The sequence below is a fragment of the Streptomyces sp. NPDC007084 genome (assembly GCF_040703595.1).
Taxonomy (GTDB): Bacteria; Actinomycetota; Actinomycetes; order Streptomycetales; family Streptomycetaceae; genus Streptomyces.
Window position 1 is genome coordinate 41,777 of sequence record NZ_JBEYFY010000009.1, and the last position, 16,308, is coordinate 58,084.

General features: G+C 73.3%; 11 protein-coding genes and 1 pseudogene. 8 read left to right on the plus strand and 4 right to left on the minus strand.

All coding sequences use genetic code 11. The annotated features are described in order from the left end of the window. Positions 1-288: 288 nt before the first annotated feature. A pseudogene (locus AB0912_RS10895) lies at positions 289-1,257 on the plus strand (helix-turn-helix transcriptional regulator); the annotation flags it as partial. 407 nt (positions 1,258-1,664) lie between these two features. On the opposite strand, the gene AB0912_RS10900 reads toward AB0912_RS10895, so the two are convergent. Next, positions 1,665-2,675: a helix-turn-helix transcriptional regulator gene (locus AB0912_RS10900; RefSeq protein WP_366697978.1), complete on the minus strand. Its 1,011-nt coding sequence runs from the start codon at positions 2,673-2,675 to the stop codon at positions 1,665-1,667. Positions 2,676-2,853: 178 nt separating this feature from the next. Here AB0912_RS10900 and AB0912_RS10905 point away from each other — a divergent pair, with 178 nt between their 5' ends. Then, a complete protein-coding gene (locus AB0912_RS10905) occupies positions 2,854-3,405 on the plus strand; it encodes a hypothetical protein (protein WP_366697980.1) in 552 nt (183 codons plus the stop codon). After that, entirely contained in the window at positions 3,402-3,737 is a 336-nt protein-coding gene (locus AB0912_RS10910) for a hypothetical protein (protein WP_366697982.1), read from the plus strand. The genes AB0912_RS10905 and AB0912_RS10910 overlap by 4 nt, the downstream gene beginning before the upstream one ends. Before the next feature lie 268 nt (positions 3,738-4,005). On the opposite strand, the gene AB0912_RS10915 is transcribed toward AB0912_RS10910, so the two are convergent. Beyond that, complete coding sequence (locus AB0912_RS10915; protein ID WP_366697984.1) at positions 4,006-4,419, minus strand: TIGR03618 family F420-dependent PPOX class oxidoreductase; 414 nt, start codon at positions 4,417-4,419, stop codon at positions 4,006-4,008. Positions 4,420-4,546: 127 nt separating this feature from the next. Between AB0912_RS10915 and clpB the strand changes: the two genes are divergently transcribed. Together clpB and AB0912_RS10925 are read left to right on the plus strand one after the other, a co-directional pair. After that, a complete protein-coding gene (gene clpB / locus AB0912_RS10920) occupies positions 4,547-7,144 on the plus strand; it encodes an ATP-dependent chaperone ClpB (RefSeq protein ID WP_366697986.1) in 2,598 nt (865 codons plus the stop codon). Positions 7,145-7,549: 405 nt separating this feature from the next. Next, the gene (locus tag AB0912_RS10925) at positions 7,550-8,080 is read left to right on the plus strand and encodes a YbjN domain-containing protein (protein ID WP_366697988.1); all 531 of its coding nucleotides are present in this window, start codon (positions 7,550-7,552) and stop codon (positions 8,078-8,080) included. Positions 8,081-8,135: 55 nt separating this feature from the next. On the opposite strand, the gene AB0912_RS10930 is transcribed toward AB0912_RS10925, so the two are convergent. Continuing rightward, positions 8,136-9,236, minus strand: a complete 1,101-nt coding sequence (locus tag AB0912_RS10930; protein ID WP_366698201.1) for a glycosyltransferase family 39 protein — start codon at positions 9,234-9,236, stop codon at positions 8,136-8,138. A 261-nt stretch (positions 9,237-9,497) separates the two neighbouring features. Next, the gene (locus AB0912_RS10935) at positions 9,498-10,715 is read right to left on the minus strand and encodes a pyridoxal phosphate-dependent aminotransferase (protein ID WP_366697990.1); all 1,218 of its coding nucleotides are present in this window, start codon (positions 10,713-10,715) and stop codon (positions 9,498-9,500) included. Between the two features lie 1,252 nt (positions 10,716-11,967). Here AB0912_RS10935 and AB0912_RS10940 point away from each other — a divergent pair. The 3 genes from AB0912_RS10940 (at position 11,968) to AB0912_RS10950 (ending at position 15,488) form a co-directional block, all read left to right on the plus strand. Further along, positions 11,968-12,498 carry a DUF2617 family protein gene (locus AB0912_RS10940; RefSeq protein WP_366697992.1) on the plus strand — a complete coding sequence of 177 codons (531 nt, stop codon included), beginning with the start codon at positions 11,968-11,970 and terminating at the stop codon, positions 12,496-12,498. Between the two features lie 268 nt (positions 12,499-12,766). Next, positions 12,767-14,416, plus strand: coding sequence for a polyamine aminopropyltransferase (locus AB0912_RS10945; protein ID WP_366697994.1), 1,650 nt, complete (start codon positions 12,767-12,769; stop codon positions 14,414-14,416). 67 nt (positions 14,417-14,483) lie between these two features. Further along, the gene (locus tag AB0912_RS10950; protein WP_366697996.1) at positions 14,484-15,488 is read left to right on the plus strand and encodes an SRPBCC domain-containing protein; all 1,005 of its coding nucleotides are present in this window, start codon (positions 14,484-14,486) and stop codon (positions 15,486-15,488) included. Positions 15,489-16,308 lie beyond the last annotated feature (820 nt).

The window sequence follows — 16,308 nt, forward strand, 5'->3', positions numbered from 1 at the left end:
GTGCTACCGCCGGGAACGGAGATATCCGGCCAGCCGCACGCCGCGCGCGGGGCGGCCGGCCACGGGCCGGTTCACCCCTGAAAGGTGCCTTCGGGGAGCGCGGCTTGCAGCTTGTTGCAAGCCGCGCGGTGGAGGTGCGGATTTATGGTGACCAGAGGGGGCGAACGGCCGCGCCGGCGCCGCACAGCCGTGTTGCGGTGCCGGACGCGTCCGCGCATAGTTGCGCTGCGAAGGACGCCCTGACGCGGGGCTCACGCCAGGGGTCGGAGCTGGAGCCAGAGGTGGGAGATGGCCGGGCACGGGAGGGACGGGCATCCGCACGGCGCTGACCGACTGTGCGAGGCCGGCGACCGGGTGTACTCACGGGCGGTACGGCGCGGCCGGGTGCCCCGCGACGACGCCGACCCGGTGCCGTGCCTGCTGGAACTGGCGCTGCTGCACCCCGACCCCGACGACATGGACTGGCTGGTGCCGACCTCCCCCCAGGAGGTCATGACCCGGCTGCTGCGCGGGGTGTACGAGGAGGTCAGCGCGAGCCAGGCGCGGGTGGGCGACGCGGTCTCCGCCTTCGAGTGGTACGCCGGGCTCGGCGGCCGGGTCCAGGCACCGGCGGAGGGCGCCGCGATCCGCGTCCTGGACGGACTGCCGCGTATCCGGGCCGCCATGGACAAGGCGACCGAGGAGTGCGCGAGCGAGGTCCTCACCGTCCAGCCCGGCGGCATCCGGCGCGAGGACGAGCTGGTGGAGGGCCTGCACCGGGCGCTGGAGATGCGCCGGCGCGGGGTGCGCATGCGCGACCTCTACACCCATGTGGCCCGGCACGGCCAAGGCCTGCTGAACTACATGGAGTTGATGGGCGACGCGGCCGAGGCGCGGACGCTCGACGAGGTCGTGGAGCGGCTCATCCTCTTCGACCGCAAGGTCGCCTTCATCCCGGCCAACTCCGACCGGACCATCGCGCTGGAACTGCGCCACCCGGCGCTGATCGACTACCTGGTCACCGTGTTCGAGCGGCTGTGGCGCCTCGCGATCCCGCTGGCCTCGCCGCTGCCGTCCACGGGCATCGAGGGCATCACCCACCGCGAACGGTCGATCGCCGCGCTGCTCGCGGAGGGGCATCAGGACGCGGTGGTCGCGGAGCGGCTCGGGATCAGCGTGCGCACCTGCCGGGCCCATATCGCCCGGCTCTCCGAGACGCTGGGGGCGGCCAGCCGGACGCAGTTGGGCGTGCGGATCGCGCAGGCGGGTCTGGACGGGCCGCCGCGCGCGGCCGAGCCGGAGACGGTCACCGTGCGTCCTCCGGCGGCACCGGGCACTCCGGGCACTCCGGGCGCGCCGCCCGCGCCGGCCGGTCCGTCGGCTTCCGCCGCTTCCGGCCTGGGGTCCGCCGCGACGGGGTCCGCCGCCACAAGTCCCGACGCCACGGGCCCTACGGCCGGTTCCGGGGGCGCCGGTGTCCCCGGGCTGCCGGGGGTTCCGGGGGTGCCGGGGGTGCCGGGTCAGGGCTCGCCGACCGCGCGCTGAGCGGGCCGGGCGTCGAGTGGGCCGGGCGTCGAGTGGGCCGCGCGGTGAGCGGGCGCCGCCGAGGGAGCCGCGCGGTGAACCGGCGCCCGTCGAGCGGGCCGCGCGGTGAGCGGGCGCCCGCTGAGCTGGTCGTACGCCGGTCAGTGTTCCTGTTCCAGGATGCCCGACTGGGCTATCAGGAAGCCGAGTTGGGCGCGGCTGCCGCTGCCCAGGGAGGCCGCCAGCTTGGCGATGTGGGCCCGGCAGGTGCGGACGTTCATCCCGAGCCGGCGGGCGATCGCCTCGTCCACGTGACCCTCGATGAGCAGCTTGGCTATGGAGCGCTGGACGCCCGTGATGCCGTCCGGGGTGGACTCGTAGGGGACTTCCTCGCGCAGCGGGGTGGCGCGGCGCCAGAGCTGCTCGAAGACCCGGGTGAGATAGCGGACCAGGCCGGGGTGGCGCAGTTCGAGGGCGAACTGGTTGTCGTCGCTGGCGGGGATGAAGGCGACCGTGCCGTCGCAGACGATGAGCCGCTCGATCAGCTCCTCCAGCGTGCGGATCTCGATCTTTCCGCTGGCTATCCGGTCCATGTAGGCGGCGGTGCCCTGGCTGTAGCGGACGGTGTGCTGGTAGAGCGTGCGGATGCGGACGCCCCGGTCGGTGAGCGGGCGGTCCCGTTCGAGGGCCTGGTTCAGGATGTGCTCGCTGCGGCGCCCGCCGGGCTGGATGGTGAGCATCTCCGTGTGGCACTCGGAGGTCGCGACGTCGAGCGCGGCGTTGATCCGGTCGATGCCCTCCAGCACGGTGATGGCGTGGGTGGGGGCGGGCGCCATGGCGCTGACCATCATGAACGGCTCGAATGATTCGGTCAGTTCGATGGTGCGCCGTCTGCGGTCCTGGATCTCGCGCTCAATAGGGTGGAGGCGCTGGGTGAGCGCGATGGACGGCGGCACCGGGCGCAGCCAGGTCGAGTCGTCGGGATCGGGGCGCAGCAGGGCGAACTCCAGCAGGCATGGCGCCGCCGTCGTTTCGGCCCGGGCGATCCGTCCCGTGCTCAAAGCGCTCGTGTACAAGCGTGCCCCTTCGTCACAAAGCTCCGTGACGGGATGGGGATGTGTCTGGTTTGTGCGTTCTATGGGCAAATCGCCACCCCCCAGGGTCCTGAACATGCAGGAACATGATGCATCGTGTCGGTGGTGGTGACGTGCCTGAATGAGACATCGTCTTCATTACCGGGGGAGAGGATCCGATCAAGTGAGGACGAAGCCGACTATGTACAGGAGAATGCTTCGCTCGGTACTTGCCACCGCTTTCTCCGCGGTTGTGGCTGTCGGGGCCCTGAGTGGTGTGGGTCTCGCGGCAGGGGGGTCGTCGACCACCTCGGCACCACCGGACAGTGGCTGGGGCAGCGCACCCGCGGTTCTCTCCCTGGACAGTGGCTGGGGCAACGGGCCGGCGGATCTCGCTCTGGACAGTGGCTGGGGCAACGCGGCCAAGGCGCTTCCCGCCGACAGCGGCTGGGGCAACGCGGCGAAGGCACTGCCTGCCGACAGTGGCTGGGGCAATGTGGCGAAGGCGCTTCCCGCCCTGGACAGCGGCTGGGGCAACGCGGCAACGGCGGTCCCCGCTCTGGACAGTGGCTGGGGCAACGCGGCCAAGGCGGTCCCCGCCGACAGCGGCTGGGGCCATGTGGTCAAGGCGCTTCCCGCCGACAGCGGTTGGGGCAACGTACGGACGGACCTGGCCGACAGCGGTTGGGGCAACGCGCCGAAGGTCGTCCTGGCCGACAGTGGCTGGGGCAGGGCGAAGACGATCGTGCTGGCTGACAGCGGCTGGGGTTTCGTGGCTCCGGCCGGCAGTGCTTCGAGTGACGTCACGAAGGCTTCAGTGGACTCATGACTACACCACCCGACGACCGTTCGTTCCGCCGCGAGATGGCTACCGCGTACCGCTCCGGCTGGCACTTCATCGACCTGGTCACCGCCATCCCCCACAGCGGTGACTCGCTGATGGTGACCGTTTTCGGTGAGCCCGTCGTCGTCACGCGCGACGACGACGAGGACGTACGGGCCTATCGGTGTCTGCGGCGGCCTCGGGGGGCGCCGCAGCCAGTACGGTGTGCCATCCGCTACGGAATGATCTTCGTGAACCTCGACCAGCGCGACCACCGGCTGACCGGGCCGGACATCCCCGATGTAGAGACCATCGCAGCCACCCCCCGCAGTGCCTGACGCGATTCCCCCGTCGTAGTAGATCGCGCAGGTACTTCCCCCCGCAGCGGCGTCACCGTGACCTGAACACGGTGACGCCGCTGCAGTTTTCCCGGAAATCTCCGGGTTTCCGCCGATCCCCGCAAGGGCTGAAACCAGCCGTAGCCGAGCGGGCCCGTCCGTACGGCCGCGAGCGGGCGCCTTCCGCCACCGGTACGCCTGCCGCAGCCGGTCCCAGCCGTGAGCGGGCACCTGCGTCTCCTCGGCCGTGTCCGGGAGCCGTCGCCCCTCAGCCGTGGCCGAGCGCCTTCGTCAGCTCGATCTCGATGACCACGCGCGCCGGGTTCGGGGCCGGCACCTTCTCGTAGCGCTCGGTGTAGCGGCGCTCCGCCTCCGAGACCCGCCGCGGGTCGGCGGACACCCGGGCCAGCCCCTCCAGCGTCGCCCAGCGCCGGCCGTCCACCTGGCAGACCGCCACGCGCGCCCCCTCGGGACCCGCCGCCCGCACATGCGCGGCCTTCGCCGTGCCGCCGCCGGTGATGATCCGGGCGAGCCCGGCCTCGGGGTCGTAGGTGACACCGACCGGCACCACGTGCGGGGTGCCGTCGCGCCGCAGGGTCGTCAGGGTGCACAGGTGGCGCTCACGCCAGAAGCGCAGGTAGGCGGCGTCGGGCCGGCGCGGGTCCACGGGAGGGGAAGCCATGAGGCCTGAATCTACGCCCCGCGGGTCTTTTTCCGCCCCGCTCCAGCCTTGAGTGGAATAGACTCAAGTTTGTGCACGTTGTCGCTGTCAGGCAACGGTCGGAGACCAGGAGGAGGAGAACGCGAAAGTGGACGCCGAGCTGACCAACAGGAGCCGGGACGCGATCAACGCGGCCAGCAGCCGTGCAGTGACGGAGGGACACCCGGACCTCACCCCCGCCCACCTGCTGCTCGCTCTGCTGGAGGGGCAGGACAACGAGAACATCATCGACCTGCTGGCCGCGGTCGAGGCCGACCAGGCCTCCGTACGGACCGGCGCCGAGCGCGTGCTCGCCGCGCTGCCCAGCGTGGCCGGTTCCACCGTCGCGCCCCCGCAGCCCAACCGAGAACTGCTCGCCGTCATCGCGGACGCCGCCGAGCGGGCCAAGGATCTGGGCGACGAGTTCATCTCCACCGAGCACCTGCTCATCGGGATCGCCGCGAAGGGCGGCCAGAGCGGCGACGTACTCTCGCAGCAGGGCGCCAGTGCGAAAAAGCTGCTGGAGGCGTTCCAGAAGACCAGGGGAGGGCGCCGGGTGACGACCCCGGATCCCGAGGGCCAGTACAAGGCGCTCGAAAAGTTCGGTACGGACTTCACCGCCGCCGCGCGGGAGGGCAAGCTCGACCCGGTCATCGGCCGGGACCAGGAGATCCGCCGCGTGGTGCAGGTGCTGTCCCGCCGCACCAAGAACAACCCGGTGCTCATCGGCGAGCCCGGCGTCGGCAAGACCGCCGTCGTGGAGGGCCTCGCCCAGCGGATCGTCAAGGGTGACGTCCCCGAGTCCCTGAAGGACAAGCGGCTCGTCTCCCTCGACCTCGGCGCCATGGTCGCCGGGGCGAAGTACCGCGGTGAGTTCGAGGAGCGGCTGAAGACCGTGCTCGCGGAGATCAAGGACTCCGACGGGCAGGTCATCACCTTCATCGACGAGCTGCACACCGTCGTCGGGGCCGGCGCGGGCGGCGACTCCGCCATGGACGCCGGCAACATGCTCAAGCCCATGCTCGCCCGCGGTGAGCTGCGCATGGTCGGCGCCACCACCCTGGACGAGTACCGCGAGCGGATCGAGAAGGACCCGGCGCTGGAGCGGCGCTTCCAGCAGGTGCTGGTCGCCGAGCCGAGCGTCGAGGACACCATCGCCATCCTGCGCGGACTCAAGGGACGCTACGAGGCCCACCACAAGGTCCAGATCGCCGACCGCGCGCTGGTCGCCGCCGCGACCCTCTCCGACCGCTACATCACCTCCCGCTTCCTGCCCGACAAGGCCATCGACCTGGTCGACGAGGCCGCCTCCCGGCTGCGCATGGAGATCGACTCGTCCCCCGTCGAGATCGACGAACTCCAGCGGGCCGTGGACCGGCTGCGGATGGAGGAGCTGGCGATCGGCAAGGAGACCGACGCGGCCAGCCGGGAGCGGCTGGACAAGCTGCGCCGCGACCTCGCCGACAAGGAGGAGGAGCTGCGCGGCCTCACCGCCCGCTGGGAGAAGGAGAAGCAGTCCCTCAACCGCGTCGGTGAGCTGAAGGAGAAGCTGGACGAACTGCGCGGCCAGGCCGAACGCGCCCAGCGCGACGGCGACTTCGACACCGCCTCCAAGCTGCTCTACGGCGAGATCCCCACCCTGGAAAGGGACTTGGAGGAGGCGTCGGAGGCCGAGGAGGAAGTCGGCCGGGACACCATGGTCAAGGAGGAGGTCGGGCCGGACGACATCGCGGACGTCGTGGGCTCCTGGACCGGCATCCCCGCCGGACGCCTCCTGGAGGGCGAGACCCAGAAACTCCTGCGCATGGAGGAGGAGTTGGGCCGCCGGCTGATCGGTCAGACCGAGGCGGTGGCCGCCGTCTCCGACGCGGTGCGCCGCACCCGCGCCGGCATCGCCGACCCGGACCGCCCCACCGGCTCCTTCCTGTTCCTCGGCCCGACGGGTGTCGGCAAGACCGAACTCGCCAAGGCGCTGGCCGACTTCCTCTTCGACGACGAGCGGGCGATGGTCCGTATCGACATGTCGGAGTACGGGGAGAAGCACAGCGTCGCCCGGCTGGTCGGCGCCCCGCCCGGCTACGTCGGGTACGAGGAGGGCGGCCAGCTCACCGAGGCGGTGCGGCGGCGCCCGTACAGCGTCATCCTGCTGGACGAGGTGGAGAAGGCGCACCCCGAGGTCTTCGACGTGCTGCTCCAGGTGCTGGACGACGGGCGGCTGACGGACGGTCAGGGCCGTACGGTCGACTTCCGCAACACCATCCTGGTCCTCACCTCGAACCTGGGCAGCCACTACCTCGTGGACCCGTTGACGAGCGAGGTGGAGAAGAAGGAACAGGTCTTGGAGGTGGTCCGGGCCTCCTTCAAGCCGGAGTTCCTCAACCGGCTCGACGACCTGGTGGTCTTCTCGGCCCTCTCCAAGGACGAGCTGAGCCGGATCGCCCGGCTCCAGATCGACCGGCTCGCCAAGCGGCTCGCGGAGCGCCGGCTCACCCTGGAGGTCAGCGACGCGGCCCTGGCGTGGCTCGCCGCGGAGGGCAACGACCCGGCGTACGGGGCGCGCCCGCTGCGCCGCCTCGTCCAGACCGCCATCGGCGACCGGCTGGCCAAGGAGATCCTGGCCGGCGAGGTCAAGGACGGCGACACGGTCCGGGTGGACGCCTTCGGCGACGGCCTGATCGTGGGACCGGCGACCGGCAAGACGCTGTAACCGGAGCGCGGCCGGTCGCCGTGACCGGAGCGCGGCCGGTCGCCGTGCCCGGAGCGTGACCGGTCGCCGTGACCGGAGTACGGATTCCGGCCGAGGGCCCGCGGTGTGCTCACCGCGGGCCCTCGGTGTGTCCTCGGTGTGTCCTCGGTGTGTGCGGCCTCGGACGGCCTGGTCGCTTCCGGCCCGGGGCGGGGTGCTTTCGGCCGCCGGAGACCGACATGTGCGTGTTCATCCCCGCGGCGCCGCCGCGTCACCCGCCATACCCCCGCGGCCCATCGCCACCTGGCCCGACGCACCCGTGTGACCGGATCTTGTCAGCCCCCGGCGGACAGGCCCGGCCAGGGGTTGCCACCCCCCGCCCCGCATGGGGGAGGATGGCAGGATCCGTACGAAGGGAAATACACGGTGAGCATCGACCCGTCCTCGATTCCGAACTTCGGGGGCCAGCCCGAGCCGCAGCCCGGCGGCCCCGCGGGCCCCGTGGTCCCGGATCAGGACCTCGTGAAGCAGCTCCTGGAGCAGATGGAGCTGAAGTACGTCGTCGACGACGAGGGTGACCTCGCGGCGCCGTGGGAGGAGTTCCGTACGTACTTCATGTTCCGCGGCGAGGGTGACCAGCAGGTCTTCTCGGTGCGGACGTTCTACGACCGGCCGCACCAGCTGGAGGAGAAGCCCGCGCTCCTCGAGTCGATCGACGACTGGAACCGCCGCACCCTGTGGCCGAAGGTCTACACCCACACGCACGACGACGGCACCGTCCGCCTGATCGGCGAGGCGCAGATGCTGATCGGCACCGGCGTCAGCCTGGAGCACTTCGTGTCCTCCACGGTGAGCTGGGTGCGCGCGGCCATCGAGTTCGACAAGTGGCTCGTCGAGCAGCTCGGCCTTGAGCAGGAGATCAACGAGGCGGAGAAGCCCGAGGACGACGGGGAGTAGTCCCCCGCCTCGGCCGCGCGCCGGCGCACCCCCGCGTGGACGGAGCGCTGTGCGCCTACAGCGGTGTGTGCGCGACCACGACGAGATACGCGCCGTAGGCGAACGAGAGCCCGGCCAGGGCACCGACCACCAGGGTCGCGTGCCAGGGCCGGGCTCTCGCCGTCCTGACCAGGGCGGAGGCCAGCGGCAGCAGCAGCGGGAACGCGGGCAGCAGGAAGCGCGGCTTCGACGCGAAGAAGCCCGAGCCGCCCAGCGCGACCAGCAGCAGGACCCCGCTGTGCACCAGCAGCGGCAGCGGTGCCCGGTCCGCGAGCAGCAGCGCGTACAGCAGGACGGCCGCGGCCACGATCACCAGCGTCATGGGGAACACGAACCGGCCGCCGTGCGTCAGCAGGTGCCGGACGAAGTGGAGGGCGCCCGCGCCGAGGTCGAAACGCGAGCCCCAGCGCCGCTGCACCGCGAAGTAGCCGCCGAGCGGGTCGCCCTCGCGGCGGCCGACCCACAGCACGTAGCCCGCCCAGCCGAGCGGGGCGAGCGCCGCGCCCGTCCACAACCTGTGGGAAACCTTTCCGCGCCGGCGCACGGCCTCGCACAGCGCCGCCGCGAGGACCGCGGCGGCCACCGCGAAGCCGTTCGGCCGGGTGAGTCCGGCGAGCGCGGCGAGCGTTCCGGCCCACAGCCAGCGCCCGTCGAGCACGGCGTACAGCGACCAGGCGGCGAAGGCGGTCAGCACGGGCTCGGTGTACGCCATCGACAGCACCACGGAGTGCGGCAGCAGCGCCCAGAGCAGGACCAGCGCGGTGCCGACCGCCCGGCCGCGCAGCCGTGCCCCGACCGCGTACACCCCGCACGCGGCGACCGCCGCCGCGAGCCAGGAGACCAGCAGTCCGGCGGTGCTCGCGTTGAGCGGAGTGAGCGTGGTGACGGCGCGTACGAGGGCCGGGTAGAGCGGGAAGAAGGCGAGGTCGCTGTAGACGACGCCGGGGCGGAAGTGGAGTGTGCGGCCGTAGCCGTGCGCCGCGATCCGCAGGTACCAGAGCGAGTCCCAGGACCGCGCGAGCAGGGCCGCCGGGTGCCGGCCGGTCGCCCAGGCGGTCGCGGCGAGCACGAGGACGCCGGTGACGCGCGCGGCGGCGAACAGGCCCAGCGCGGTCATCATGTGGGACGGCCGGACGCGGCCGGCGCGCCCGGCGCGGGAGGGGTGGCCGGCGGGGCTGACGGCGGGTTCGCCGGCCTCCGGGAGCGCGGGGCGGGCGAGGGTGGTCGGCTGGGTCACACCCGAACTCTGCGACCCCCGCCGGGTGTTCGCGAGCCGTGATCCCCCGTGCGGGTGCCGTTCCGCGCCCCCCGGCGTGCCGCCCGTACGCGGCCGGGCGCCGATGCTAGGGAGCCCCGGCGGTTCCGGCCGTGCGCTGGGCTACCAGGCGGCCTTGAGCCGGCGCGCGGCCTCTTCCAGGACGTCCGTGCGCTTGCAGAACGCGAACCGTACGAAGGGGGCGCCCGCGTCCCGGTGGTCGTAGAAGACGGCGTTCGGGATGGCGACGACGCCGGCCCGTTCGGGCAGCGCGCGGCAGAAGGCGAAGCCGTCCGACTCGCCGAGCGGGCGGATGTCGGTGGTGATGAAGTACGTGCCCTGCGGCCGGAACACCGAGAAGCCCGCGTCGGTGAGGCCCGCCGCCAGCACGTCCCGCTTGCGCAGCATGTCCGCGCGGAACTCCTCGAAGTAGCTGTCCGGCAGCGCGAGCGCCTCGGCGACGGCGTACTGGAAGGGCCCCGACGCCACGTACGTGAGGAACTGCTTCGCCGAGCGTACGGCGCCGACGAGGGCCGGCGGCGCGGTCACCCAGCCGACCTTCCAGCCGGTGAAGGAGAACGTCTTGCCCGCGCTGCCGATGGTGACCGTCCGCTCGCGCATTCCCGGGAGGGTGGCGAGCGGGATGTGCTCGGCGTCGTCGAAGACCAGGTGCTCGTAGACCTCGTCCGTCACCACGAGCAGGTCCCGCTCGACGGCGAGCCGGGCGATCTCGGTCAGCTCGGCGCGGGTCAGGACGGTGCCGGTCGGGTTGTGCGGGGTGTTGAGGAGCAGCAGCCGGGTCCGGTCGGTGACCGCGTCGCGCAGTTCGTCCAGGTCGAGCCGGAAGCGGCGGTGCGGGGTGCCGTCCGGGGCGGGGGCGGCGTCCTCGGGGCGCAGGGTCACCGGGACGCGGGTGCCGCCCGCCAGGGCGATGGAGGCCGCGTACGAGTCGTAGTACGGCTCCAGGGCGATCACCTCGTCGCCCGGTTCGAGGAGCGCGAGCAGCGCGGCGGCGATGGCCTCGGTGGCGCCCGCCGTGACCAGGACCTCGGTGTCGGGGTCGTAGGACAGGCCGTAGCGGCGTTCCTGGTGCGCGGCGACGGCGGCGCGGAGTTCGGGGATGCCGGGGCCCGGCGGGTACTGGTTGCCGCGCCCGTCCCGCAGCGCCCGGACGGCCGCCTCGCGGATCTCCTCGGGGCCGTCGGTGTCGGGGAAGCCCTGGCCGAGGTTGATCGACCCGGTGCCGGCCGCGAGGGCGGACATCTCGGCGAAGATCGTCGTCCCGAACTCGGCGAGGCGGCGGTTCAGCAGGGGGCGCGCGCTGGAGGTCATGCGGGCCATCCTCCGCCGAAGGCGAGCAGTCCTCAACCGGCCCGCGCGGACCGGGGGCGCGGCCCTCAGCCGTCCTGCCGAGACCGTTTGCCGAGACCTTTTGCCGACACCGTCTACCGACCTCGCCTCGCACGCCGATTCGATCGCAGTACGACGACGAGCCGGCCGACACCTACACCGCCAAGACGGCGACGGCGGAGGTCGGGAGCCTGGCCGACGCCTTCGCCACCTGGTGGGACGGCGGCGACGGCAACGGAGGCGGCGACGGCGACGGAACGGCCTGGAACCTCGTCGTCACCGACTCCGCCGGGCGCCGCCTGGCAACCCGCGACCTGAGCTGACGCCCGCGCGCCGCCCGGCGATGTTCCGGCCCTGTTCCCCCCGGCGAATCCCGGATGCTCAGGACTTGCTCAACTCTGCTTTGGGCGGTCGTGGGGGAGGGCATCCCCCTGGCACGTACGGATGGACATCGAGAAGCACGGCCCACGGGGGGCCGCTTCCGGGGAACGGAAGGAGGGGGCGTCATGGTTTTCGGCGTCATCGTGGCGGTCGTCCTGCTCGTCGTGGTCTTGAAGGCCGCGAGCGGGGGGAGCAAGCGGAAGCGGGGGTTCGGCGGGCGGTCCGGAAGCAATTCCGGGAGCAGCGGTGACAGCAGTTGGTGGGCCGGTGGCGGGGCCGCGGCGGGCGGCAGCGCGTCCTGTTCCTCGGGCGGATCGTCCGGCGGTCATCACGGAGGCCACGGGGGTCACTCCTGCGGGGGTCACTCGTCGTGCGGAGGCTCGTCCTGCGGAGGCGGGTCCTCGTGCGGTGGCGGCGGATGCGGCGGAGGCAGCTGACGCGGGGCAGCCTGCCCTACCGCCGGCCCGCGGTTCCCGGGGGGACGGCGCGGGTGCCCGAGGGGACGGCGCGGGTGCCCAAGGGGAGGGCGCGTTCTTCCCCACGGGAATGCGCGTCCGGCGCACGGGAGTGCCCGTCGGCAGATCACTGCCGGCGGGCGCTTTCGTACCCCCGGGCGTACGCCGTAGTTGAACAGTTGAGCTGTGCAGCCCTCGGGGGGATGGAAACCGCACGAAGTTGGGTAAAAACGCTGTGGTGGTGCCACCGTTCATGATTCCCTCTAAATCACCGAAGCAGCCCTGGTAGTTGACCGAAGCAGCCCTGGGCCGAACGCCCTTCCGGCCGGGCTGACCGGGCCGTCCCCCGGTTCTGACCGGCTGCGCCGGAACCCCACCTCACCTTTGCGTGCTAGCGGAGCCGACCCATGCTCACGACCCTGAACACCTCGTACACCGACACGCGCGCGGCCGATCTCGCCTGGGCGCTGGGCCGCGAGCCGCTGCCTGCCCTCGCCACCCTCGATCTCGAACTGAACGGGGCGAACCTCCAGTTGAGACTGCTCGGCGCGTCCCACCAGGTGCTCCTGGAGGAGGAGCGGGGCACCTGTTCGGAGACCGTCGCCTGCATCCCCGGCAGCAGCACGCCCCTGCCGCTCGGCGTCGCCAAGCAGTTCGGCGACTGGGAGTACGAGTTCGCGGCCCGCGTCGAGGTCCTGTCGCCCGGCTCCTTCGCGGGCCGCGCCCAGGAGTTGCTCGCCCTGGTCGCGGACCACCCGCACGGTCTGGCCGGCGTCTTCCCCGGCAGCCCGCACGCCTTCACCGCGATGCTCGCCCACCGCCACGACGGGCAGGTCCACTGGCGCACCTGGCACGCGTACCCGCAGGACGGCCAGTTGGTCGCGACGCGTACGCGGGTGGGGGTCCGCGCGGACGTCCTCAGCGCGTCGGGGGTCTGAGGGCCGCCGGCTCGCGGGGCGGAGGCCGATGTGGAAGTCGACGCCCGGGCCGACGCTCAGGCCGACGTGGAGTGGCGCTGGAGTGGGCGGCGCGAGGCCGAAGGTCTGTGTCCAAGGGGCCGGAGTTTCCGGTCCGCAGTTCCGGGCCGTGCATGGAGGCCCGCCTCGCGGGGAAGATGCCCGCCCCGGACCGCCTGCCATAAAGCGCAACGCTTTCCACACGTGTGGGTGACGAAGCGCGGTGGCACCGTGACGTAGCGTTCGCAACGTGATCGACCCGCACGCGCCTGCCCCGCCCGGCGCGCCGCCGCCCTGGGGCGTCCAGGGCCAGGCGCGGCTGCCCGTCCGCCCGGGCGTCGGCCGGTTCCTCGTCCTCGCCGGCGTGTTCGTCTGCGCGGCCTGCGGACTGGTGTACGAACTGGAACTCGTCGCCCTCGCCTCGTACTTGATCGGCGACTCCGTCACCCAGGCCTCCGTCGTCCTGTCCGTCATGGTCTTCGCCATGGGGATCGGCTCGCTGGCCGCCAAACGGCTGCGCCCGCGCGCCGCCGCCGGGTTCGGCGCGGTCGAGGCGGCGCTCGCGCTGGTCGGCGGATGCAGCGCGATGGCCCTGTACGCGGCGTTCGCCTGGACCGGCGGCTGGGGCGGCCTGTGGGCGGACGGCTCCCGCTGGCTGCTGGTGGCGTTCTCGCTCGCCATCGGCCTGCTCATCGGCGCCGAGGTCCCCCTCCTCATGGAGTTGATACAGCGCATCCGCCGCCAGGACCCGGGCGGCGCGGTCGCCGACCTGTTCGCCGCCGACTACGTGGGCGCCCTCGTCGGCGGCCTCGCCTTCCCGTTCCTGCTGCTGCCGCTGCTCGGCCAGCTCACCGGCGCGCTGCTCACCGGCACGGTCAACGCGGTCGCGGGCGGCGCCCTGGTCCTCGGCCTGTTCCGCAAGGACCTGAGCCGCCGGGCCCGCTGGACGCTGCTCGTCGCCAACGTCGTCGTCCTCGGCCTGCTCGCCGCCGCGGCCGTCCTCGTCGACGACTTCGAACGGGCCGCGCGGCACGCCGTGTACGGGGGTGACGTGCGGGTCGCGCTGAGCGGCGGCGTCCAGGAGGTCGTCCTCGCGGGCGGCACCCGGGGGCACCCGCTGCACCTCTTCCTCGACGGCCGGCTGCGGTTCAGCGGCCGGGACGAGGACCGCTACCACGAGGCGCTCGTGCACCCCGCGATGAACGGGCCGCACGCGCGCGTGCTCATCCTCGGCGGCGGGGACGGGCTCGCCGCCCGGGAGGTGCTGCGCCATCCCGGGGTGCGGCGGGTCGACATCGTGGAGATCGACCCGGACGTCGTCCGGCTCGCCCGCCACGACAGCGCGCTCACCGCGCTCAACCGGCACGCGTACGCCGACCCGCGGGTGCACGAGGTGACCGCGGACGCGTTCACCTGGCTGCGCGGGACGCCGTCCACGTACGACGTGGTGGTCTCGGACCTGCCCGATCCGGGGATCACCGCGAGCACGAAGCTGTACTCGCAGGAGTTCTACGGTCTCGCCCGCCGCGTTCTCGCCCCGCGCGGGCGGCTTGTCGTGCACGCGGGGCCGTTCGCCGGGCGGCAGCGGGTGTTCTGGACGGTCGAGGCCACGCTCCGGGCGGCCGGTCTGCGCACCACCCCCTACCGGGTCGCCGGGCGGGACTCCGGGTTCGCCACCGGCCCGGACCGCACCAGCGGCGAGGCGGGGGGCGCGCCCGGCGACTGGGGGTTCGTCCTGGCCGCCCGCTCGCCCGCGCCGCTGCGGCTCGCCGCCGCCGGGCCCCGGCCGCGCACCCTCACCCAGGCGGGCCTGACGGCGGACGCCCGCGCGGCCGGCCGCGGCCGGCCGTCCCCGCCTCCGCCGCCCTCCACGCTGGTGCACCCGCGGTACGCCGACTGAGCACCGCGCCCGGGAATCCCGGCATAGTCGGGTGCGGTTCGGGGCTCGCTGGGTAGGCTCGGCTGACATGGAGCATGAGGTGTTCGTTCCGTTTCCGGCCGGCCCGCTCAGAGAGGCCCTGGCCGACCCCGTCCGGGTGGCCCGCGCCGTCCCGGGGCTCCAGCAGGACGCGTCGGCGGGCCCCGGCGACGCGCGCACGGAGCCCGTACGGGTCGCCGGACGCCTGAAGGTCCGCGTCGCCGGTCATACGATCACCTACCGCGGGGCCCTGCGGGTCACCGCCCGGGAGGACGGTTCGTACGCGGTCGAGGGCGACGGTACGGAGGCGCGCGGCGGGGGAGCGGTGAAACTGGCGCTCACCTTGCGGCTGGTCCCCGCCGAAGGCGGTACGACGGTCGTCTACGGGGGTACGGCGTCCGCCGACGGCCGCGTCACCGGACTCCCCCCGGACGCGGTCACCACGACGGCCCACCGCCTCCTGACCCGCTTCACCCAGTCCCTGGCGGCCTCCACCCCCCAGCCCGGGGAGGAGCAGGCCTCCGGCGACACCCCGGCGCCGGAACCCGGAGACGAGACCGTCACCGAGCCCGAGCCCGAGCCCGTCACCGAGCCCGAGCCCGTCACCGAGCCCGAGCCCGCCCCGGAAACCGCCCCGGACGCGCGGGGCGAGAGCGCGCCGGTGTCCGGCGGAGGAGTCGAACCGGATGCCGAAGACCCTGCCGAGTCCCTGCCCGGCGCTGACGGGTCCGGGATCTTCGAGGCACCGGTGCCGCCCCCGTCCCTGGAGCCGGGCGCCGAGGACGACGACTTCGGGGACTTCGGGGGAGACGCCTTCGGCGAGGGTGAGCCGGGGGCGGAGGACGCGATGGCCGAGGCGGCCCACGCGCGCCGGACGATGATCGGGCGCAGCGCGGAGGAGGTCGACCACGCACCGCCGCGTGGCCGCTACGCCCCCGTCCCGCCGCCGGAGGCGACGGCAGCCCGAGCCACCCTCCGCTGGGCGGCCCCGGCGGCGGCCCTCGCCGTGGCGTCGGCCATCGCGGTGTCCCGGGCCTTGCGCAGGCGCCGCTAGGTCGCGTCGTTTGGATCAGGCTGCGGACCGCAGGGCAGGGCACGCACTTCCCCAAGCTCTTCGAGCTGGGGGTACCCCCAGCGGCGTTGTCGTCGGTTGCCGACGCTCCGCGTCGTCGTTCTCCTCCGCCTTGCGGCTGCACGCACCCTGCCCCGCTCGGCCCAGCCGACAAGGCGCCGCACTCCGGCGCCACCTGATCCGAACGACACGCCCTGGACGGCGTAGCCCGCGCGTCGCCGCGAAGGTGTCGGAGTGGCGCGGGCATGGGGCGGCCCGCGCATGCCCCGACTTCCCGGCGCCGGTCCGCCTTCGGCCCTTCGGTCCCGGACATCTCGGGCTCCGGTCCCAGCACCGGCCCCCGGCTGCCCCCGTCGACCCCGCTCACCCGCCGCTCCCGGCGTCCGGCTCCCGGCGTCCCGTTCTCGGCGTCCCGCTCTCGCCGTCCCCGGTCGTCCGCCTCAGGCCGCTCGCCTCGGGCCCCCGTCCGCCGACTCGTCCCGGCCTGCCGGTTCCCGCTCGCCCCGTCGACCCCTGCTCGCCCGCTCTCAGCGTCCCGCTCCCGCCCCCCCGGTCCCCCGCCCGGGTCCCCCGCCCCCCCGGGTCGCCTGTCCCTAGGGTCGCCCGCCCCGGACCGCTGACCTCGGCCCCCGCCCCCAGTTCGCCCCGGCCCGCCGGTCCGCCGGCCTCCGCTCGGCCCCATCCGCCCGCCGCCCCGGCACCCACCTCCCGACCCCCGGTCCGGAGGCCCTCACCCCCGACCCCCGGTCCGGAGGCCCTCACCCCCGACCCCCGGTCCGGAGGCCCTCACCCCCGACCCCCG